Genomic DNA, 20,518 nt, shown 5'->3' on the forward strand with positions numbered 1-20,518 from the left:
TTGTGCTTGAAGGGGCTCGGGATCGGGATGACGGGAGAGGGCGGGATGACGCAGCGGGGATCGGTGGTGGCCGTCGCCAGGGACGGGGAGCATCGCTTCGGCAAGGTGCCGCAGGATGCGATCCAACTGGTGGAGGGGCTCGGCGTCGAGGGCGACGCGCATTTCGGGCGCACCGTCCAGCACCGCTCGCGCGTGCGCCGCGATCCGACGCAGCCGAATCTGAGGCAGGTGCACCTGATCCACGCGGAGCTGTTCGCCGAACTGGCCGGCCGGGGCTTTTCGGTCGAGCCCGCGCAGCTCGGCGAGAACGTGACGACGCGGGGGCTGGCGCTCCTCGACCTGCCGACGGGCGCGCGGCTGAGGCTGGGCGCGGAGGCCGTGGTCGAGGTGACGGGCCTGCGCAACCCCTGCGCCCAGATCGACGCCTTTCAGGACGGGCTGATGAAGGCGCTTCTCGGCCGCTCGCCGGAGGGCGAGCTGATCCGCAAGAGCGGCGTCATGGCCGTGGTGCTGCGCGGCGGCGCGGTGCGGCCGGGCGACGCGATCGTGGTCGAGCGGCCCGAGGGGCCCTTCGCGCCGCTGCAGCCGGTCTGAGGCCGCTCAGACGGTGAGGTGACGGCGCACGGCCGGGTCGTCGAGGCTTTCCGCGGGGCCGGCATGGACCACCTCGCCGCGATCCATGACGTAGACCTGGTCGGCGAGCTCGCGGCAGAAGTCGAGATACTGCTCGACGAGGAGGATGGCGAGGCCGGCCTGCTCCTTCAGGGTGCGGATGGCGCGGCCGATGTCCTTGATGATCGAGGGTTGGATGCCCTCGGTCGGCTCGTCGAGAACGAGGAGGCGCGGACGCGTGACGAGTGCGCGGCCGATGGCGAGCTGCTGCTGCTGGCCGCCCGACAGGTCGCCGCCGCGCCGGCCGAGCATGTCGGCGAGCACCGGAAACATCTCGAAGACGTAAGGAGGGATGGTGCGGTCCTTCGGCTTCAAGGGCGCGAAGCCGGTCTGGAGGTTCTCCTTGACGGTGAGGAGCGGGAAGATCTCGCGCCCCTGCGGCACGAAGCCGATGCCGCGCCGGGCCCGCGCATAGGGCGCCTCGCGCTTCAGATCCTGGCCGTCGAGGGTGATGGTGCCGCCGCGGATCGGCTGCTGGCCGACCACGGCGCGCATCAGCGACGTCTTGCCGACGCCGTTGCGCCCGAGGACGCAGGTGATCTGGCCGGGCTTGGCCTCGATGGACACCCCGCGCAGCGCCTGGGCCGCGCCGTAGAAGAGGTCGACATTGGTGGCGCTCAGCATAGGGCTTCCTTCAGCGGGTAGGGTCGGCGCCTGCGTCCGGCACCAGCGTATTGCGCAGGCGGCGCAGGGCGTCCGCCTGGGCGGGCGCTTCCACGGCCGGCCGCGACAGAGAGGCGGCGACCTCGACGAGCTGCGCCCGTTCCTCAGCCCCGAGCCGGTTCCTGAAGAGCGGTGCGAGACGCCGTTGGACTTCGTTGACGTCCACGACTTCCCGGCAGGCCCAGCGCGCGAAGGTGATGGCCTCCTCCGGCTCCTCCTCCTCCGCCACGTCGCGCAGCCATCGAGCGATGATGGCCTCGTCCTCGCGCGTCATGGGACGCCCGGCCTCGACCAGCGAGACGAGCATCACGGCGGCGCCGAGTCGCGGGTCGTCGATACCGGTCAGTGTCGAGCCTTCCACCTTACGGCGAAAACGGGCCCGGTTGATCTTGCCGCGCAGGCGCCCGGCGGCATCGCCGATCTCGCCGGCGACCTCCGCCACCGCCTTCATCCGCCAGTACCAGAAGGCCGCCGCGGCGACGATGCCGACGATCGCGATCAGGATGTGCATGAGCGGCTCCCTTTCCTCATCCTGTAACCGGAAGTTGAAATCGGAAGAATTCGGCAATCCCGTGGCCGGCTGAGCGTCGAGCCTCATCCGGCCCTCATCGGCCGAGATAGACCTCGACCACCCGCGGGTCGGCCGAGACGTGGTCGAGGGTGCCTTCGGAGAGGACGGAGCCTTCGTGAAGGCAGGTGACCTTGACGCCGAGCTCGCGCACGAAGTGCATGTCGTGCTCGACGACGACGACCGAGCGTGTCTCGGCGATCTCGCGCAGGAGCCGCGCGGTCTCGGCGGTCTCCGCGTCGGTCATGCCGGCGACGGGCTCGTCGACGAGGAGGAGCTCCGGGTCCTGGGCGAGGAGCATGCCGATCTCCAGCCACTGCTTCTGGCCGTGGGAGAGGTCGGCGGCGAGGCGGTGGCGCTTGTCGGTCAGACGGGTGGTCGCGAGGATCGCCTCGATCTTGGCGGCTTCCTCGACGGTCCGCTTGTGGCGCAGCGCCGAGAAGACCGAGCGCGAGCCGGCGAGCGACAGGCGCAGGTTCTCATCGACGTCGAGGCTCTCGAACACGGTCGGCTTCTGGAACTTGCGGCCGATGCCCAGACTCGCGATCGCCGCCTCGTCGTGGCGGGTGAGGTCGACGTCGCCGCGGAAGAAGACCTCGCCGGAATCGGGCTTGGTCTTGCCGGTGATGATGTCCATCATCGTTGTCTTGCCCGCGCCGTTCGGGCCGATGATGGCGCGCATCTCGCCCTTCTGGAGGACGAGCGAGAGCTTGTTGATGGCCTTGAAGCCGTCGAAGCTCTTCGTGACGCCGTCGAGGTAGAGGAGCGTTTCGCGGCGGGCACCGTCGGCCGTTTGCTTGGCGCGCCGCTCCAGGGCGCGCTGTGTGGCGTAAGGGTGGGGCGAGACGAAGGGCTCGGCCGGGCCGGGCTCGATGGGCTGCTGCATCATGGCGGTCACTCGGCGGGGCTCGGCAGGTCTCCGGGGCTTTGCGGCGGCGCGGCGGGCGGGGCGCCGGCGCCGCGCTCGGCGGCGCGGGAGGCCTTGAGGCGCTCGCGCCAGCCCGTCCAGCCGTGGTCGATCGTGCCGATGATGCCGCGGGGCAGGAACAGGGTAACGAAGACGAAGAGCCCGCCGAGGACGAAGAGCCAAGTGTCGGGTGCGACGGCGGTGAAATAGCTCTTGGAGGAGGCCACCAAGAGGGCGCCGACCACGGGACCGAGGATGGTGCCGCGCCCGCCGATGGCGGCCCAGACGACGACCTCGATCGAGTTCACCGGCGCGAACTCGCCGGGATTGATGATGCCGACCTGCGGCACGTAGAGGGCGCCGGCGATGCCCGCCATGACGGCCGAGACGGTGAAGGCGAAGAGCTTCACGTATTCCGGACGCCAGCCGATGAAACGCGTGCGGCTCTCGGCGTCGCGCACGGCCGTCATCAGGCTCCCGAGCTTGGAGCGGGTGACCGCGCCGACGAGGAGGACGCCGAGGGCGAGGGCCACGCAGCTCGCGGCGAAGAGCGCGGCGCGGGTGGTGCCGGCCTGGATGGGGAAGCCGAGGATGTCCTTGAAGTCGGTGAGGCCGTTATTGCCGCCGAAGCCCATGTCGTTCCGGAAGAAGGCGAGGAGGAGGGCGTAGGTGAGGGCCTGCGTGATGATCGAAAGGTAGACGCCGGTGACGCGTGAGCGAAAGGCGAACCAGCCGAAGACGAAGGCGAGAAGGCCGGGCACGAGCACGACCATCAGGGCGGCGAACCAGAACTGGTCGAAGCCGTGCCAGAACCAGGGCAGCTCTCCCCAGTTGAGGAAGACCATGAAGTCGGGCAGCACCGGATTGCCGTAGACGCCGCGCGGGCCGATCTGGCGCATGAGGTACATGCCCATCGCGTAGCCGCCGAGGGCGAAGAAGGCGCCGTGGCCGAGGCTGAGAATGCCGACATGGCCCCAGACGAGGTCGAGCGCGAGCGCGAGCAGCGCGTAGCACACGTACTTGCCGAGCAGCGGCACGATGTGGCTCGGCACGTGCAGCGGGTGGTCGGCCGGAAGCCAGAGGTTGGAGAGCGGAACGAGGACGGCGGCCGCCAGGAGCGCGGCGACGAGCAGCCAGACGCGGGGGCCGAGGAAGCGGGCGAGGATCATGCGTCGACGAAGCGTCCCTTCTGGGCGAAGAGGCCGCGGGGCCGCTTCTGGATGAAGAGGATGATGAGGACGAGCACCACGATCTTGCCCAGCACCGCGCCGGCATAGGGTTCGAGGAACTTGTTGACGATGCCCAGCGTCATGGCGCCGACGAGCGTACCCCAGAGGTTTCCGACGCCGCCGAAGACCACCACCATGAAGCTGTCGATGATGTAGCTGCCGCCGAGGTCGGGCGAGACGTTGTCGATCTGGGAGAGCGCGACGCCGGCGATGCCCGCGATGCCGGATCCGAGCGCGAAGGTCATGGCGTCGACGAAGGGCGTGCGGATGCCCATGGCGGAGGCCATCTTCCGGTTCTGCGTGACGGCGCGCATCTGGAGGCCCATGGGCGTGCGGTTCAGCGCGAAGAGAAGCGCGGCGAAGACGGTCAGCGCGAAGACGATGATCCAGAGTCGGTTCCAGGTGATCGCCATCTGGCCGAACTGGAAGGCGCCGGACATCCAGTCGGGATTGCCGACCTCGCGGTTGGTCGGCCCGAAGATCGTGCGCACCAGCTGCTGGAGGATGAGCGAGACGCCGAAGGTGGCGAGCAGCGTTTCCAGCGGCCGGCCGTACAGGAAGCGGATGAGGCCGCGCTCCATGACGAGGCCGACCGAGCCCGAGACGAGGAAGGCGAGGGGCAGCGCGATGGCGAGCGACCACTCGAAGAGCCAGGGCACCTGCGTCCGGATCGCCTCCTGGACGACGAAGGTCGTGTAGGCGCCGAGCATGACCATCTCGCCGTGCGCCATGTTGATGACGCCCATGACGCCGAAGGTGATGGCGAGGCCGATGGCGGCGAGAAGAAGCACCGAGCCGAGCGAGAGGCCGTACCAGATGTTCTGGGCCTGACCCCAGAGGGCGATGGTCTGCTCGATCTGGGCGGCACCCCTGGCGGCGGCCTCCTGCGCCTCGCCGGCGGGAGCCGCGGCCGCGAAGGCGGTCAGCGCGTTGAGGGCCGGCCGGTCACCGCGGGCCGTGAGTGTCGTAACGGCTGCTTCCTTGTCGGCGCCCGGCCGGTCGGACTTCAGGATCGCGGCGGCGCGGGCCTGTTCCATGACGGCGCGCACGTTGGCGTCGGTCTCGGCGGCCAGCGCCGCGTCGAGGACATCGATGCCCTCCGGATCGGCGGCGGCGAAGAGGTTCTCGGCGGCACGGCGGCGCATGGCCGGATCGTCGGCGCGCAGCGTCAGACCGGCCAGCGCATCGTCGACGGCGGTGCGGATCGAGTTCTTGATGCGGATCTTGTTGAGCTGGTCCTTTGGCGCCGTGCCGGCATCCGCGCCGGTGACGGGGTCGAGGAGGGGCGTCGGCTCGGCGCCGGAGGTCGCGATGAAGACGGCCTCGTCGCCGTCGCGCCAGACGAGCTGGCCGGCCGCGAGGGCGCGCAACGGACGTTCGGCGGCCGGGTCGCCGGTGGCGGCGAGCTCGGCGATCACGGCCTCGGTATCGGGAAAGGAGATCTTGCCGCCGAGCTTGGCGACGATGGCGGCGATGTCCGGTCCTTGCGCGTGAGCCGGTGCGGCGAGGGCCAGCGCGGCGAGAAGGAGCGCGAGGCAGAGGCGAAGCTGGCGGAGCATGCCGCATCCTTGGAAAGAGCGTCGGGTGGACGGGCGCGGCCGCGTGCCCGGCGGCCGCGCCCTGAGCCGGCCGGTCCGAAGGGAGGTCGGACGGGCCGGCGCGACGTCGAAGGGCGAGCGCCCGGCGCGGCGGCCGGGCGCGGGCTGTCGCGTCAGTTCGAGGTGGCCGGGGCGGTGGCGCCGCCGCAGGTCTTGGTCTCGGTGTTGTAGTTTCCGCAGTTGACCGGGTCGGTCCAGTCGGCGGTGAGCATCTTCGATTCCGGCAGGAAATCCGACCAGGCATCGCCCTCGACGAGGCCGTCGGTCTCGTAGACCACGTCGAACTGGCCTTCCGCGTTGATCTCGCCGATCAGCACGGGCTTGGTGATGTGGTGGTTCGGGAGCATCTTGGAGATGCCGCCGGTGAGGTTCGGAACCTCGATGCCGGGCAGGGCCGCGATCACGGCGTCCGGATCGGTGGTGCCGGCCTTCTCGACCGCCTTCACCCACATGTTGAAGCCGATGTAGTGGGCTTCCATCGGGTCGTTGGTGACGCGCTTGTCGTTCTTGATGAAGGCGTGCCACTTGTCGATGAACGCCTTGTTCTCCGGCGTGTCGACCGACATGAAGTAGTTCCAGGCGGCGAGGTGGCCGACGAGCGGGGCGGTGTCGATGCCGGCCAGCTCCTCCTCGCCGACCGAGAAGGCGACGACGGGGATGTCGGTGGCGGCCACGCCCTGGTTGCCGAGCTCCTTGTAGAAAGGCACGTTCGCATCGCCGTTCACGGTGGAGACCACCGCGGTCTTCTTGCCGGCCGAGCCGAACTCCTTGATCGCGGCGACCTCGGTCTGCCAGTCGGAGAAGCCGAAGGGCGTGTAGTTGACCCTGATGTCCTCGGGGGCGACGCCCTTGGACTGCAGGTAGGCTTCGAGGATCTTGTTGGTGGTGCGCGGGTAGACGTAGTCGGTGCCCTCGAGCACCCAGCGCTCGACGCCCTCTTCCATCAGGTAGTCGACGGCGGGGATCGCCTGCTGGTTCGGCGCGGCACCGGTGTAGAAGATGTTCTTCGAGGACTCTTCGCCCTCGTACTGCACCGGATAGAACACGACCGTGTTCAGCTCTTCGGCGACCGGCAGGATCGATTTCCGCGAGACCGAGGTCCAGCAGCAGAACACGACGTCGACCTTGTCGGAGGAGACGAGGGTGCGCATCTGCTCGGCGAAGAGCGGCCAGTCGGAGGCGGGGTCGACGACCACCGGCTCCAGCGGCCGGCCGAGGAGGCCGCCCTTGGCGTTCTGCTCCTCGATGAGCATCAGCATGACGTCCTTGAGGGTCGTCTCGGAGATGGCCATCGTGCCCGAGAGCGAGTGAAGGACGCCGACCTTGATCGGCTCGCCGGTCGGCTTGGCCGCGTCCTGCGCGAGCGCGCCGGACAGCGTGGTGGACGCGACCATCAGCGCCGCGACCGCGCTCCTGATCCATTGAGTGGGCTTGAACATCAGATCCCCGCGAAACGTATCGCCGCGCCCCCCGGCGCGGTCATCAAAATGTTACGCAACGTTCGTGCCAAGTGCGGAGCCGGGGCTGCCGCGGCCGGCCGGGCGGGCGGGGAGGCCGGCGCGCGAGGCCGGGCAGCGGCCGCACGGCCGCCGCCTCTGGTTTGCCGGCAAAGGGATCGGCGCGCGTCCTGATCAATCCTTGGGCGCGCCGATCCGGCGATGATGAAAGATTGGGCGGCGCTCAGCGGTCGGACAGAGCGGCGACCAGTTCTTCGGCAAGGGCCAGGCGTTCCGGCGGCGTTTCGCTGGCACGGGACACGATGAGCCGGTTGTTCTTCCAGGCCGAGTCCGGAACCGGGGCGTCGTCTTCCGGCTCCATGCCCGGCCGGAAGGTCACGGCGAGCGCTGCGGGCCCGCCCTCCAGCTTGGAAATGCCAGCCGCCGCGCAGGCGGCCCGCAGCCGGGCGCGGGACAGGAGAACCTGCAGCTCGTGCGGCGGCGTGCCGAAGCGGTCGGCGATCTCGGCCTCCAGCCGCGCGACCTCGGCCGCGTCGCTCAGCCGGTCGAGGCGGCGGTAGAGCGCGATGCGCTGGCCCGCGTCGGACACGTAGTCCGGCGGAATGCGGCCGGACAGACCGAGCGCGATCTCCAGGCGCCAGTCGCCGTCGTCGCGGCCGGTCTCCGCCTTGGCGAGGGCGAGGTCGAGATAATGGCGGTAGAGGTCGAGGCCGAGAAGCTTCATGTGCCCGGCCTGCGTCTCGCCGAGAAGGTCGCCGGCACCGCGCAGGTCCAGGTCGCGGGCGGAGATCGCGAAGCCCGAGCCGAGCGCCGAGAGCTCGGTGAGGCTGGCGAGGCGGCGCTCGGCGCCTTCCGACAGGCTTTCCTTCGGATCGGTGAGGAGGAGGGCGAGGCCGCGTCGGGCCGAGCGGCCGACGCGGCCGCGCAGCTGGTGGAGCTGCGACAGGCCGAAGCGGTCCGGACGCCAGACGACGAGGGTGTTGGCGGCGGGCACGTCGATGCCGCTCTCGACGATGTTGGTGGCGAGCAGCACGTCGCCTTCGCCCTCCGCAAAGCCGAGCATCACGCGGTCGATCTCGTCGGGCGGCAGCTTGCCGTGGGCGACGACGGTCTTGAGCTTCGGCACGATGCGGGCGAGGCGCGCCGCCATCGGCTCGATGTCCTCGACGCGCGGGCAGACCATGAAGGAGCGTCCGCCGCGGGCGGCCTCGCGCGTGAGCGCCTCGCGCACGAGATCGTCGTCGAAGGAGCGCACCTCGGTGCGAACGGCCTGCCGGTTCGTCGGCGCGGTGGTGATGACGCTGACGTCGTGAAGGCCGACGAAGGCGGACTCCAGCGTCCTCGGGATCGGCGTCGCGGTGAGAGTCAGGACGTGCCCGCCCCGGGCCTTCTCGCGCAGCTTGTCCTTGTCCTTGGTGCCGAAGCGCTGCTCCTCGTCGACGACGAGGAGGGCGAGGTCGCGGAAGGTCACGGCGTCCGCGGCGAGGGTGTGGGTGCCGACGACGATCGGGATCGAGCCGTCGGCGAGCCCCGCTTTGACCCGCGCCTGGTCGGCGCGCTCGGTCATGCGCGACAGCTCGGCGACCTCGATGCCGAAGGGCGCGAAGCGGCGGGACAGGTTGCGCAGGTGCTGGCGGGCGAGAACCGTGGTGGGGGCCGCGAGCGCGACCTGCCCGCCGGCGAAGACAACGGCCGCGATGGCGCGCAGCGCGACCTCCGTCTTGCCGAAGCCGACGTCGCCGCAGAGCAGCCTGTCCATCGGGCGGCCGGAGCCGAGATCGGCGAGGATCGCGTCGAGGGCGGCGGCTTGTCCGGCCGTCAACTCGTAGGGGAACCCTTCGGCGAAGCGTTCCAGCCGTTGGCGCGGGGCCTCGACGACGCGGCCCTTGGCGCGGGCGCGCTTCAGGCCCAGCTCGGCCATGGCGCGGGCGGCCTCCTCGATCTCGCGCAGCATGGCGTTGCGCCGCTTCAGCCAGGCCTCGCTGGCGAGGCGGTCGAGCGTCACCGCCTCCTCCTCGCCGCCGTAGCGCCAGAGCGCGCCGATCTCGCCGACCGGCACCATGAGCTTGGCGCCGTCGCGGTAGCGCAGGGACAGGACGTCGCGCGCGCCGCCGTCGGCCTCCACCGTCTCGATCCCGTCGAGAACGCCGAGGCCGTGATCCATGTGGACGACGACGTCGCCGGGCGAGAGCGCGTCGATGCCGAAGGCCGCCGCGGCTTCGTCCTGGGCGTCGCGGCTGCGGGCGAAGGAACCGAGCAGATCGGCCGCCGCGACGATCACGGTGCCGGTCTCGGGCGCGACCGAGCCGCGATCGACCGGCAGGATCATGGACAGGAGGGCGCCGGGCTCGGCGGCGCGCACATCCTCCCATCTCGCCGCCTCGACGATGTCGCGCTTGAGGATGCGGCGCGCCCGGCGGCGCAGCTCGGCGGCGATCGGTGCGCTCGGGGCTGCGAGGACGAGGTGCTTGTCGGCGTGGGACGCGGCGAAGGCGGCGAAGGCCTTGTTCGGGGCGCGTTCGGCCGCGAAGCGGGGCACGTGGCGGTCGGCGCCCTTGGACACGACGGGCGTCACCGCGTGGCGGGCGAAGCGCTCGCCGCGCTCCTCCTTCGTGAGGAAGACCGATTCGAGCTTGGGCGGGCGCCGCCCGCGCCCTTCGGTCCGAAGGCTCAGGGCCTGAGCCTCGCGCGCCTGCTCCAGGAAGACCTCGACGCGGCGGCCGGCGCCTTCCTCGACGAAGAGTTCGGCGTCCGGGAGATAGTCGAAGACCGAATCGAGGGTGCCGTAGAAGTCGGCGAGCCGGTTCTCCCGCTCGGCCGGGGCGCGCCCCGCGCGCGCGTCGGTGGCATCGGCCAGCACGATCTCGGATGCGGGGTCGACGATGAGGTGCTCGGTCGGCTCCAGGCTGCGCTGCGTGGCTGGATCGTAGGACAGGATCTGGGTGACGCGGCCGTTCTCGAACTCGACGCGGCAGGGCCGGGGCGCCGCGGCGGGGAAGATGTCGACGACCCGCCCGCGAAAGGCGACTTCGCCGGCCTCGTCGACGCGCCCGTCGAAGCTGTAGCCGATGCGCAGGAGCGTATCCTCGAGCGCCTTGAGGTCGATCGGATCGCCGACGCGGAACTCGACGTGGTGGGTCGTGTCCCAGAGGGAGCGGGGCGGCACGCGGCGCAGGATCGCGTCGGTGGTGGTGACGGTGATGGCGGGGCGGTGCTTCGGATCGGTGAGCCAGCGCAGCACGCTCATGCGTCGCCCGGTGACGGCGCGCGAGGGCTCGACGCCCTCCAGCGGCGGCACGTCCCAGGGCGGCAGGTAGGCGACGCGATGGCCCTCGTGCAGGGCTTCGAGAATGGAATGGAGGCAGACGGCCTCGGAGGCGGAGCGCGACACGTAGAGGATGGGCTTGGCACCCGGGCGACGCGCGCGCTCGGCGAGGATGCCGGCGATGGCGCCGTTGAAGCCCAGCGCGGCGATGGGGCCGGCGGGAGCGATGGTCGCTTCGGGTGGCGACGACGAGGACCCGGTCGTGGACTCGGCGACCAGGCGCTTGCGCGCGCGGCGCTCGGCGGCAGGCTCGGCCTTCGCCTTCTTCGGCGACGGCTCGGCCGTCTTTGCCTTTGCCTCGGGCTCCCGGCTCTCGCGCGCGGCGGTTCGGCTCATGTCGTCATGCACTCCCTGCGGACACGGCTCCGCCGAGGCGACGGGAGCGGCGATCCCCCGGCGCCGTGTCGGGCCGGCAGGTCAACGGCCGCCCGCCGCTTTCGTTGCGGCGTGCGGCGCGGTGTCCACAGGCGAAGTCCGGCTCGCTTGAGGGCGCGAGGCGGGCAACTCCTTGGGCGCGACCTAAGTGGACGGGGCGGGATCGTGGAGATGCGGGAGACGGAAATGAACCGGATCGTTCGGACGATCGCCGCGATCGGCGGCTTGTGGATCGGAAGCGCGTCGGCCACCGACAGGGTGCCGCTCGGCATCATGAATGCCACGCAGGCCTTCGACCCGATGAGCAGCGCGCCCGTTGTCAACATCATGCTCGACAGGGCCGGCGGAGCCGCCATGGCCGAGTTCTCGGCCGAGAACGTCGGGCGGGTGGTCGACGTCTACATCGACGACGAAATCGTGTCCTCGCCGCTCGTCCGCGAGCCGATTCTCGGCCGCAGCCTCCAGATTTCCGGATCCTACAGCGTCGAGGAGGCGACGGCATTGGCGGTGCGTCTGCGCAATGCCGAAGCGATCATGTCGATCGCGGCGCGTGAGTGAGGGGCGCGGCATTCGCGTCCACGTCGAGGGTGGTGCGCGGCGCCGCGGAAACGTACCGACCCCCTCACCGCCGCGGCAGGCCCTGGCCTCGGCGATGGAGGAGGCGGATGGCTTCGCCGACCAGGCCGCGGCGGAAGACGAGAACGCACAGGACGAAGATGCAGCCGATGACGACAGTGACCGGCAGGCCGGACGCGGCAAGGTAGTTCTGGAGGGTGACGACGAGTCCGGCGCCGACGCTGGGACCGAGGATCGTGCCGAGGCCGCCGAGGAGGGTCATCAGGATCACCTCGCCGGACATCTGCCAGGCAACGTCAGTGAGGGTGGCGATCTGGAAGACGAGCGCCTTGGTGCCGCCCGCGAGCCCGGCGATGAAGGCCGACATGACGAAGGCGCCGAGCTTGTAGCGCTCGACCCGGTAGCCGAGCGAGACGGCGCGGTTCTCGTTCTCGCGGATCGCCTGGAGGACGTGGCCGAAGGGCGAGTGGACGATGCGCCAGACGGCGAAGAAGCCGAACACGAAGACCATGAGCACGAAGTAGTACATGGTCAGCGTGTCGGAGAGGTCGAAGAGGCCGATGAGACGGCCGCGCGGCACGTTCTGGATACCGTCCTCGCCGTGGGTGAAGGGCGCCTGCAGGAAGACGAAGAAGACCATCTGCGAGAGGGCCAGCGTCACCATCGAGAAGTAGATGCCCTGGCGGCGGATGGCGAGAAAGCCGATGACGAGGCCGATCACCGCCGCGCCGGCCGCGCCGAAGAGGACGGCGAGGAGCGGCTCGAAGCCCCAGACCTTGGCGGCGTGGGCGGTGAAGTAGGCCGCGCCCCCGAAGAAGGCGGCGTGGCCGAAGGACAGGAGCCCGACATAGCCGAGGAGGAGGTTGAAGGCCGTCGCGAAGAGCGCGAAGCATAGGATCTTCATCAGGAAGACGGGATAGACCGCGAGCGGCGCGACGAGGAGCCCGAGGAGGACGATCACCGCGAGGGCGCTGCCGAGGCCCGTCAGGCGGTGCTGGCCGCGGGGCAGGCCGACGCCCGCGGCGGTGGGATCGGAGGCGGAAGCAGGTGCGCTCGACATGGGTCTCACGCCTCCTTGCCGAAGAGGCCGGCGGGGCGGGCGAGCAGCACCACGGCCATGATCACGAAGACGACGATGTTGGAGGCCTCGGGGTAGAAGACGCGGGTGAGGCCCTCCAGGATGCCGAGGAGGTAGCCCGACACGATCGCGCCGACGATCGAGCCCATGCCGCCGATGACGACCACGGCGAAGACGATGATGATGAGGTTGGTGCCCATCATCGGGTTGACCTGGTAGATCGGCGCGGCGAGCACCCCGGCAAGCGCGGCGAGGCCGGCGCCGAGCGCGTAGGTGAGGGTCAGGAGGAGCGGCACGTTGACGCCGAAGGCCTGGACGAGCTGCGGGTTCTCGGTGGCGGCCCGCAAGGTGGCGCCGAGGCTGGTCTTCTCGATCAGCGCCCAGACCGCGATGCAGACGACGAGCGAGGCGACGACCACGAAGCCGCGATAGTTCGGCAGGAACATGAAGCCGAGGTTGGTGCCGCCGGCGAGTTCCGGCGGGCTCGGATAGGGCTGGCCGGCCGCGCCCCAGTAATGGCGGAAGAGGCCCTCGAGGATGAGGGCGAGGCCGAAGGTGAAGAGCAGGCCGTAGAGGTGATCGAGCCGGTAGAGGCGCGACAGCATGGTGCGCTCGATGATCGCCGAGACGAGGGCGACGGTCAGCGGCGCGAGGATCAGCGCCCACCAGAAGCCGATGGCACCGAAGCGCAGCAGCAGGAAGGCGACGAAGGCGCCGACCATGTACTGCGCGCCGTGGGCGAAGTTGATGACGCGGAGCAGGCCGAAGATCACGGCGAGGCCGAGCGACAGGAGCGCGTAGAACGAACCGTTGATGAGGCCGATGAGGAGCTGGCCGTAGAGCGCGGGAAGGGGCACGCCGAGGAGAGTTGTCATGGGCTCCGTCAGACTCCGACGACGTCGTGCAGGCGCTGCATCTTGGATTCGATCTCGGCGGTGCGGAAGCTGTCGACGATGTGGCCGTCCTCCATGAGGAAGAAGCGGTCGGCGACCTTCTGGGCGAAGCGGAAGTTCTGCTCGACGAGGAGGAGCGTCAGGCCTTGGGCCTTGAGCTTCAGGAGAACGTCGCCGATGCGCTGGACGATGACGGGAGCGAGGCCTTCCGTCGGCTCGTCGAGGAGGATGATGCGCGCGCCGGTCCGCAGGATGCGCGCGATCGCCAGCATCTGCTGCTCGCCGCCGGACAGCTTGGTGCCGGGCGAGCGGCGGCGCTCGGCGAGATTGGGGAACAGCTCGAAGATCTCCTCGACGCTCATGCCGCCGGGGGCGACGCGCGGGGGCAGGAGGAGGTTCTCCATGACCGAGAGGGTCGCGAAGATGCCGCGCTCCTCCGGCACGTAGCCGATGCCGGCATGGGCCGTGCGGTAAAGCGGCACGCTGCTCATGTCGCGGCCGCCCACGATCACGGTGCCCTCGCGGCGCGGCAGGAGGTTCATGATGGCGCGCAGCGTCGTCGTCTTGCCCGCGCCGTTGCGCCCGACGAGGGCGATCGTCTCGCCCGCCGAAATGTCGAGCGAGACGCCGTGAAGGACGTGGCTCTCGCCGTACCAGCCGTTGAGGCCGCGGACTTCGAGGGCAGCGGCGGAAGGGGCGGGGCCGTCACGCATGCTCGCTTCCCATGTAGGCCTCGCGCACGCGGGGATCTGCGGAGACCGCCGCGTAGTCGCCATCCGCGAGGATCTCGCCGCGGGCGAGAACGGTGACGCGGTCGCACAGGTCCGAGACCACGTTGAGGTTGTGCTCGACCATCAGGACCGTGCGGCCCGCCGCCACCTTGCGGATGAGGGCCGAGATGCGGCCGATGTCCTCGACGCCCATGCCGGCCATCGGCTCGTCGAAGAGCATGACGGGCGGGTCGAGGGCGAGGGTCGTCGCGATCTCCAGGGCGCGCTTGCGACCGTAGGGCAGGTCGCCGGCCAGGGTGTCCGAGAAGCTCGACAGGCCCACGGCCTCGATCAACTCGGCGGCGCGCGCGTCGAGCCGCGACAGGACGGCGTTTGAGCGCCAGAACTGCGTGGCGAGCCCGTTCGGCCGCTGGAGCGCCACGCGCACGTTGTCGAGGACGGTGAGCTGGGCGAAGACCGCCGAGATCTGGAAGGAGCGCACGAGGCCGAGCCGCGCGACGTCGGCGGGCCTGGTCCGCGTGATGTCGCGGCCTTCGAAGCGGATCGTGCCGGCGGTGGGGTTGAGGAACTTGGTGAGCAGGTTGAAGACGGTGGTCTTGCCCGCGCCGTTCGGCCCGATCAGGGCGTGGATCGTGCCGGGGTAGACGTCGAGGTCGACGCCGTTCACGGCCTTGAAGCCGAAGAATTCCTTGGTGAGGCCGCGCGCCGACAGGATCGGCTCGGAACGCGGGGCGGGCATGGGGGCGGCTGGCATCTCGCGTGTCGGCTCCGGGTGTCGGGTCGGGGTCGGCAGGAGGCGTGCGCCGGCAGCAAGGCCGCCGGCGCTGTGCGCCCTCAGTTGGCGGCGAAGCTCGCGGTGTCGCAGCCGCTCTGGTCGACGGGCAGGTAGGCCTCGGCGCCCGGGACGGTGGCGACCTGGTTGTAGTAGTCCCACTCGCCCTTCGAATCGCCGGGCGCCTTCACCTGGAAGAGGTACATGTCGTAGACCATGCGCCCGTTGGCCTGGACGGTGCCCTTCTTGGCGAAGACGTCCTCGACCGGCAGCTCGTGAAGCTTGGCGGCGACCGCCTTCGTCTCGTCGGTGCCGGCGGCCTGAACGGCCTTCAGGTACTGCAGGACGGCGGAATAGGTGCCGACATGGATCATGTTCGGCTTGACGTTCGCTTCCTTCTGGAAGCGCTCGGCGAAGGCGCGGTTCTCGTCCGACTGGTCCCAGTACCAGCCTTCCGTCAGGTTGATGCCCTGCGCGGCGTCGAGGCCGAGGCCGTGAACCTCGGCGAGGGTGAAGAGGAGGGCGGCGAGCTGCTGCCCGGACTGGACGAGGCCGAACTCGGCCGCGGCCTTGATGGTGTTCTGCGTGTCGAGGCCGGCATTGGCCATGCCGACGACCTTGGCGCCGGAGCTCTGGGCCTGGAGCACGAAGGAGGAGAAGTCGGTGGTCGAGAGCGGGTGGCGCACCGAACCGAGCACCTGGCCGCCATTGGCCTTCACGAAGTTGCCGGTCTGCTCCTCCAGCGAATAGCCGAAGGCGTAGTCGGCGGTGAGGAAGAACCAGGTGTCGCCGCCGGCCTTCACCAGCGCGCCGCCGGTGCCGACGGCGAGGGCATGGGTGTCGTAGGCCCAGTGGAAGCCGTAGGGGCTGCACTGCTTGCCGGTGAGCTCCGTCGTCGCGGCGCCCGTGGTGATGGTGATCTTCCCCTTCTCGCGCGACAGGCCCTGCACGGCCAGCGCCACGGACGAGGTCGTCAGCTCCATGATCGCGTCGACGTTCTGCACGTCATACCATTCGCGGGCGATGTTGGAGGCGATGTCGGCCTTGTTCTGATGGTCGGCGTCGACCAGCTCGATCGGCTTGCCGAGAACCGTGCCGCCGAAGTCGGCGATCGCCATGCGGGCGGCCGCGACCGAGGAGCGCCCGCCGAAATCGGCGTAGACGCCCGACTGGTCGTTGAGGATGCCGATCTTCACGACGTCGCCGGACACCTCCTGCGCCATTGCCGGCGCGGCGAGGGTTGCGGCGATGACGGCCGATAGGGCCGTCGTGCTCATGGCGTTGAAGCGCTTCACCTGTGTCGGTCCTCCCGAGATCCGGTCCAGCTTCTCGCCGCAGCGCGGGATTCGCGCCCTCCACGCGGCGAAGCGGGGCAAGCCGAGTTGAGCGAGGCGCGCGCAACCTGTCAAGGCAACGGTGGCTCGGCATCGCCGCATCCGCCCAGCCATCGGCGCAGCCGCGCGACGGCGAGGTGGCGGTTGAGGTCGTAGCGCGGGTCGCGACTGCGCCCGAGCCGCGACAGGCGCTGTCCTTCCAGCTCGGCCCGCGCGGCGAGGCGCCGGCGCGCGTCCTCCGGCAGGACGGCGGGCGCCGCGGCGCCTCGCAGCCGGGCTGCCAGCACCGGGGCGAGACCGAGGCGAAGCGCCGTGAAGGCGAGGTTGCTGCCGTCCTCCGCGCGAAAGGCGCGAATGCGACGGCGAGAGGCGGGCGGCCAGGAGCGGCCGTGCGTGGAAAAGTCGTGGGGTTGCAAAAGCTTCGGCTCCCGAGAGTGGCGGGGCGAAGCATCGGCGAGGCGGGGCGGGCGGTGGACATCTGCGCCTGCGCGCGGCAGGATCGCCTCGCGTTCCGGTGGTGTTCGGCACCCGTTGCCTCCCATGATCCACCGGAAAGTGAAAGGAAAGTTTTCCTACGACGGGTTGAGAATATTATCCTCGGTGGCCGACTCAGTCCCCGAAGGAGGCTTCTCCCGTGCCGCATCCCGCATCCCAAGCCGCCGGTTTTCGTGGCCGGCCCGAACCGCCGGCCCGGTCTGGCCGCTCGCCCGACCCTGCGGCGCGGGTGCGCTGCGACGTCGCGGCGGAGCTCGCCGGGGCGTTTCTCGGCGTGCCGGTGGAGAAGATCCGGCATCCTCGCCGTCAGCGCGCGGCGATCTGCCGGGCGCGGCACGTCGCCATGTACATCGCCAACGTGTCCTTCCGCGTCAGCCTGACGGCGATGGCGGCGGAGTTCGGGCGCGACCGGTCGAGCTGCTCGCACGCGGTGGGGCGGATCGAGGACGGACGCGACGACCCGGCGCTCGATGCGCTTCTGGAACGGCTGGACGGGCTGACGAGCGTCCTCGACGCGGCGCTGCCGCCCTTGCGCGAAACGAGCGACGGGGAGCATCGGCGATGAGCGGCGGGCCGGGATTCGACGAGGCGGAATCGCCGCTGGCGCGGCTGGCGAGCCGAAAGGGCAAGGGCGGCGAGCCCTTTCTGGCCGAGGCGGAGGCGATGGCGGGCGAGCGGCTGCGCGCCGACTTCACCCGCGGCAGCCTGATGCCCTCGGTCACGCAGCGCTGGGACGGCCCGCCGCGGGCCGGGCGCCAAGCCGCCGGCGCCGGAGACCTCGGCGATTCGGCGCTCGACGCGCGGGCGCGGGTGAACGCGGCGGCGGAGGCGGTGGGGCCGGAGCTGTTCGGTCTCCTCCTCGACGTCTGCTGCTTCCTCAAAGGGCTGGAAACGGTGGAACGCGAGCGGCAATGGCCGGCGCGCTCGGCCAAGGTGGCGCTGAAGGCAGGGCTCGGGATCCTGTCTCGGCACTACGGCTTCGCGAGCCGGGCGGCGGCCGACGACGGCCGCATCCGCCGCTGGGCGGCGCCGGACGCGAAGCCGCGGGTCGGCGGATAGGCCGTAGCGAAGAAGCGGGCGGTGCAGGCGCCGCCCGAAGCGCGTCAGTTCTTCATCACCACGCAGGAGCCGCCGGCGCCGCGGAGCTTGGCGCAGAGGGCGTTGGCCTCGCCGCGCGTGTCGGCGCCGACGCGCACGGCGACGATGCGGCGGGGGCCGGAGATCGGGCGCACGCGCATGACGATCGGGTCGATGCCGGCCAGAACGCCGGTGTATTCGCTCTGGAGGCGCCGATACATCTTGAGGGCGATCGCCTCGTTGGGGTGGCCCGCCACCTGGACGCCCCAGGGGCGCATCGGCGCGGTCTCGGCGATGGCGAAGACCGAGCGCGTCGGCATGATCGGCAGGCGGCGGCAGGCGGCGGAAAAGTCGAGCTTGGCGTCGAGCGGCTTCGCCTCGACCTCGCGGCCGTCTTCGAGGAACCAGTCGGCGGTCTGGGCGGTGATCGAGAGGACGTAGTTCTCGGTCTCGTAGGGCAGGCTGCCGCCGCCGTTCGCCTTCCAGCGCTTCACCCGGTTGATGCCGCCATTGTAGGCGGCGGCGGCCAAGCCCCAATTGCCGAGCTCGGCCTTGAGGTCGCGCAGGTACATGGCGGAATGCCGGAGCGCCTCGGCCTTGTCGTAAGGGTCGGAAAGGCCGCGCTCCTTGGCGGTGTAGGGCATGAACTGCGCGATGCCCTGCGCGCCGACGGGCGAGAGCGCCTTCTCGTCGAAGCGGCTTTCCTTCCAGATCAGGCGCGCGAAGAAGTCCGGCGACATGCCGGCGGCGTCGGCCTGTTCCGCGATGATGTCGCAGATCTCGCCGACGCGCGGATCGGTCTTCTGCGGCTCCTCGCCCCGCGCGGACGGCGCCAGGGCGAGGAGCGCAGCGAGGAGGCCGGCCGCGACGCGGAACCGCATGGGAGCCCTTATTCCGCCGCAGCGGCGGGCGAGGAGGCGGCGGCTGGCGCGCCCGCGCCGAAGCGCCGCTCGATGTAGTCGGCGACCATGAGCTGGAAGTCGGCGGCGATGGCCGGGCCGCGGAGCGTGGCGACCTTCTTGCCGTCGACGAAGACGGGCGCCGCAGGGCTCTCGCCCGTTCCGGGCAGCGAGATGCCGATGTCGGCGTGCTTGGATTCGCCGGGACCGTTGACGATGCAGCCCATCACGGCGACCGACAGCGCCTCGACGCCCGGATACTTCTCGCGCCAGACCGGCATGTTGATGCGGATGTCGTTCTGGATCGTTTCGGCGAGTTCCTGGAACACCGTCGAGGTCGTGCGCCCGCACCCCGGGCAGGCGGCGACGACGGGCACGAACTGGCGGAAGCCCATGGTCTGGAGCAGCTCCTGCGCGACCTGGACCTCCCGCGTCCGGTCGCCGCCGGGCTCGGGGGTCAGCGAAACGCGGATCGTGTCGCCGATGCCTTCCTGGAGAAGGATGCCCATGGCGGCGGACGAGGCGACGATGCCCTTGGTGCCCATGCCGGCCTCGGTCAGGCCGAGATGCAGCGAATGGTTCGAGCGGCGGGCGAGGTCGCGATAAACGGCGATGAGGTCCTGGACGTTGGAGACCTTGGCCGAGAGGATGATCTTCTCGCGGGCGAGACCCGTTTCCTCGGCGAGTTCGGCCGACATCAGCGCCGACTGGATGATCGCCTCGCGCATCACGGCCCGGGCCGAGAGCGGCTCGGGCGAGCGGCTGTTCTCGTCCATCAGGCGGGTCAGCAGGTCCTGGTCGAGCGAGCCCCAGTTGACGCCGATGCGCACCGGCTTGTCGTATCGGATCGCGGTCTCGACGATCTGGACGAACTGCCGGTCCTTCTTGTCCTTGAAGCCGACGTTTCCGGGATTGATGCGGTACTTCGCCAGCGCTTCCGCGCAGGCCGGATGATCGGTGAGGAGCTTGTGGCCGATGTAGTGGAAGTCGCCGACGAGCGGCACCGTGACCCCGAGGCGGTCGAGGCGCTCGCGCACCTTCGGGACCGCCGCCGCCGATTCGTCGCGGTCGACCGTGATGCGCACGATCTCCGAGCCGGCTCTTGCGAGGGCCGCGACCTGCGCGACCGTTCCGTCGACGTCGGCCGTGTCGGTGTTGGTCATGGACTGGACGACGACCGGCGCCGGCCCGCCGACGAGAACGCCGCCGACGTCGACCCCGACCGAGAGCCGCCGCGGCAGCGGGTCGGCGAGAACCGGGGGAAGGCAACCCTCGTCCGGCATGGTCTGGTGGATGGTCATCGCCCCTCGCCCTTGTCGCTCGTCGGATCGGAGGTGGCGCCTCCTCCGCCGCTTGTCAATTCGGTCGAAACGGCGCGCCTCCGGCCGCTGCGGTCTTGATCGCCGGAACGGGTATTTCTATGGCTCTCCTGCTGCAGGAGGAGAAGCCCACGTGTCCGCCGGATTCGCGCCCTACGCCGTGCTGATCGCCTTCCTGGTGCTCGTCGCCGTCATGCCGATCTGGCCCTGGTCGCGGGGCTTCGGCGCCCGGCCGGCGCTCTCGCTCGGCATCATCTTCACCCTTGTCGCGGTGTTCGCCGCGATCGGCGGCTTCGACTCGCCGGCTTGACGGCACGTTCCGCCCCGCCCGACCGATCCCCATCACGCCCCTTCAGCCTGCGCCACAACGAACGGATCCCATCCCACATGACCATCAGCGCCATCCTGCTCATCCTCGCGATCGTCGGTCTCATCGCCACGCTTCCGGCCTGGCCGTACTCGCGCAGCTGGGGCTACCTGCACACGGGCATTCTCGGCCTCGTGATCGTGTTCCTGCTGCTCGCCCACCTCATCGGCTCGTTCTGACGAG

The 20,518-nt window shown here is 70.3% G+C and carries 21 protein-coding genes; 6 read left to right on the top strand and 15 right to left on the bottom strand.

Annotated elements, in window-relative coordinates:
- Window positions 1-45: 45 nt before the first annotated feature.
- Window positions 46-594 carry an MOSC domain-containing protein gene (locus FZN60_RS20105; RefSeq protein ID WP_158875295.1) on the top strand — a complete coding sequence of 183 codons (549 nt, stop codon included), beginning with the start codon at window positions 46-48 and terminating at the stop codon, window positions 592-594.
- Between the two features lie 6 nt (window positions 595-600).
- Here FZN60_RS20105 and urtE read toward each other — a convergent pair whose 3' ends face one another.
- From urtE to FZN60_RS20140, 7 genes are all read right to left on the bottom strand, one after another.
- Window positions 601-1,296, bottom strand: coding sequence for an urea ABC transporter ATP-binding subunit UrtE (gene urtE, locus FZN60_RS20110; protein ID WP_158875296.1), 696 nt, complete (start codon window positions 1,294-1,296; stop codon window positions 601-603).
- Window positions 1,297-1,306: 10 nt separating this feature from the next.
- A complete protein-coding gene (locus tag FZN60_RS20115; RefSeq protein ID WP_210253428.1) occupies window positions 1,307-1,846 on the bottom strand; it encodes a hypothetical protein in 540 nt (179 codons plus the stop codon).
- 94 nt (window positions 1,847-1,940) lie between these two features.
- Entirely contained in the window at window positions 1,941-2,792 is an 852-nt protein-coding gene (urtD, locus tag FZN60_RS20120) for an urea ABC transporter ATP-binding protein UrtD (RefSeq protein ID WP_246727009.1), read from the bottom strand.
- A gap of 5 nt (window positions 2,793-2,797) precedes the next feature.
- Complete coding sequence (urtC, locus tag FZN60_RS20125; RefSeq protein WP_158875298.1) at window positions 2,798-3,979, bottom strand: urea ABC transporter permease subunit UrtC; 1,182 nt, start codon at window positions 3,977-3,979, stop codon at window positions 2,798-2,800.
- Window positions 3,976-5,598, bottom strand: coding sequence for an urea ABC transporter permease subunit UrtB (gene urtB / locus FZN60_RS20130; protein ID WP_158875299.1), 1,623 nt, complete (start codon window positions 5,596-5,598; stop codon window positions 3,976-3,978). The genes urtC and urtB overlap by 4 nt, the downstream gene beginning before the upstream one ends.
- A 152-nt stretch (window positions 5,599-5,750) precedes the next feature.
- Entirely contained in the window at window positions 5,751-7,076 is a 1,326-nt protein-coding gene (gene urtA / locus FZN60_RS20135; protein WP_199266606.1) for an urea ABC transporter substrate-binding protein, read from the bottom strand.
- 241 nt (window positions 7,077-7,317) lie between these two features.
- On the bottom strand, window positions 7,318-10,755 hold the full coding sequence (locus FZN60_RS20140; protein ID WP_158875300.1) for a DEAD/DEAH box helicase: 3,438 nt from the start codon (window positions 10,753-10,755) through the stop codon (window positions 7,318-7,320).
- A 225-nt stretch (window positions 10,756-10,980) separates the two neighbouring features.
- Between FZN60_RS20140 and FZN60_RS20145 the strand changes: the two genes are divergently transcribed.
- Window positions 10,981-11,352, top strand: coding sequence for a SecDF P1 head subdomain-containing protein (locus FZN60_RS20145; protein WP_158875301.1), 372 nt, complete (start codon window positions 10,981-10,983; stop codon window positions 11,350-11,352).
- Between the two features lie 64 nt (window positions 11,353-11,416).
- Here FZN60_RS20145 and FZN60_RS20150 read toward each other — a convergent pair whose 3' ends face one another.
- The 6 genes from FZN60_RS20150 to FZN60_RS20175 form a co-directional block, all read right to left on the bottom strand.
- Window positions 11,417-12,430: a branched-chain amino acid ABC transporter permease gene (locus FZN60_RS20150; protein ID WP_158875302.1), complete on the bottom strand. Its 1,014-nt coding sequence runs from the start codon at window positions 12,428-12,430 to the stop codon at window positions 11,417-11,419.
- A 5-nt stretch (window positions 12,431-12,435) separates the two neighbouring features.
- The gene (locus tag FZN60_RS20155) at window positions 12,436-13,323 is read right to left on the bottom strand and encodes a branched-chain amino acid ABC transporter permease (RefSeq protein ID WP_158875303.1); all 888 of its coding nucleotides are present in this window, start codon (window positions 13,321-13,323) and stop codon (window positions 12,436-12,438) included.
- Between the two features lie 8 nt (window positions 13,324-13,331).
- Window positions 13,332-14,054 carry an ABC transporter ATP-binding protein gene (locus FZN60_RS20160; RefSeq protein ID WP_158875304.1) on the bottom strand — a complete coding sequence of 241 codons (723 nt, stop codon included), beginning with the start codon at window positions 14,052-14,054 and terminating at the stop codon, window positions 13,332-13,334.
- A complete protein-coding gene (locus FZN60_RS20165) occupies window positions 14,047-14,826 on the bottom strand; it encodes an ABC transporter ATP-binding protein (protein ID WP_158875305.1) in 780 nt (259 codons plus the stop codon). The genes FZN60_RS20160 and FZN60_RS20165 overlap by 8 nt, the downstream gene beginning before the upstream one ends.
- 80 nt (window positions 14,827-14,906) lie before the next feature.
- Entirely contained in the window at window positions 14,907-16,121 is a 1,215-nt protein-coding gene (locus FZN60_RS20170; RefSeq protein WP_158875341.1) for an ABC transporter substrate-binding protein, read from the bottom strand.
- 128 nt (window positions 16,122-16,249) lie between these two features.
- Window positions 16,250-16,594 carry a hypothetical protein gene (locus FZN60_RS20175; protein WP_158875306.1) on the bottom strand — a complete coding sequence of 115 codons (345 nt, stop codon included), beginning with the start codon at window positions 16,592-16,594 and terminating at the stop codon, window positions 16,250-16,252.
- Between the two features lie 218 nt (window positions 16,595-16,812).
- Here FZN60_RS20175 and FZN60_RS20180 point away from each other — a divergent pair, with 218 nt between their 5' ends.
- Complete coding sequence (locus FZN60_RS20180; protein WP_158875307.1) at window positions 16,813-17,238, top strand: helix-turn-helix domain-containing protein; 426 nt, start codon at window positions 16,813-16,815, stop codon at window positions 17,236-17,238.
- Entirely contained in the window at window positions 17,235-17,732 is a 498-nt protein-coding gene (locus tag FZN60_RS20185) for a DUF6456 domain-containing protein (protein WP_158875308.1), read from the top strand. The genes FZN60_RS20180 and FZN60_RS20185 overlap by 4 nt, the downstream gene beginning before the upstream one ends.
- 44 nt (window positions 17,733-17,776) lie before the next feature.
- Here the strand turns inward: FZN60_RS20185 and FZN60_RS20190 are convergent, their stop codons facing one another.
- The gene (locus FZN60_RS20190) at window positions 17,777-18,631 is read right to left on the bottom strand and encodes a transglycosylase SLT domain-containing protein (RefSeq protein ID WP_246727011.1); all 855 of its coding nucleotides are present in this window, start codon (window positions 18,629-18,631) and stop codon (window positions 17,777-17,779) included.
- An 8-nt stretch (window positions 18,632-18,639) separates the two neighbouring features.
- Complete coding sequence (gene ispG, locus FZN60_RS20195) at window positions 18,640-19,932, bottom strand: flavodoxin-dependent (E)-4-hydroxy-3-methylbut-2-enyl-diphosphate synthase (RefSeq protein ID WP_158875343.1); 1,293 nt, start codon at window positions 19,930-19,932, stop codon at window positions 18,640-18,642.
- A gap of 169 nt (window positions 19,933-20,101) precedes the next feature.
- Between ispG and FZN60_RS20200 the strand changes: the two genes are divergently transcribed.
- Both FZN60_RS20200 and FZN60_RS20205 read left to right on the top strand, forming a co-directional pair.
- A complete protein-coding gene (locus FZN60_RS20200; protein WP_158875309.1) occupies window positions 20,102-20,278 on the top strand; it encodes a DUF3309 family protein in 177 nt (58 codons plus the stop codon).
- Window positions 20,279-20,355: 77 nt separating this feature from the next.
- Window positions 20,356-20,514, top strand: a complete 159-nt coding sequence (locus tag FZN60_RS20205) for a DUF3309 family protein (RefSeq protein ID WP_158875310.1) — start codon at window positions 20,356-20,358, stop codon at window positions 20,512-20,514.
- The last annotated feature ends 4 nt before the right edge of the window (window positions 20,515-20,518 follow it).

It is taken from the genome of Antarcticirhabdus aurantiaca (genome assembly GCF_009765365.1).
Taxonomy (GTDB): domain Bacteria; phylum Pseudomonadota; class Alphaproteobacteria; order Rhizobiales; family Rhizobiaceae; genus Antarcticirhabdus; species Antarcticirhabdus aurantiaca.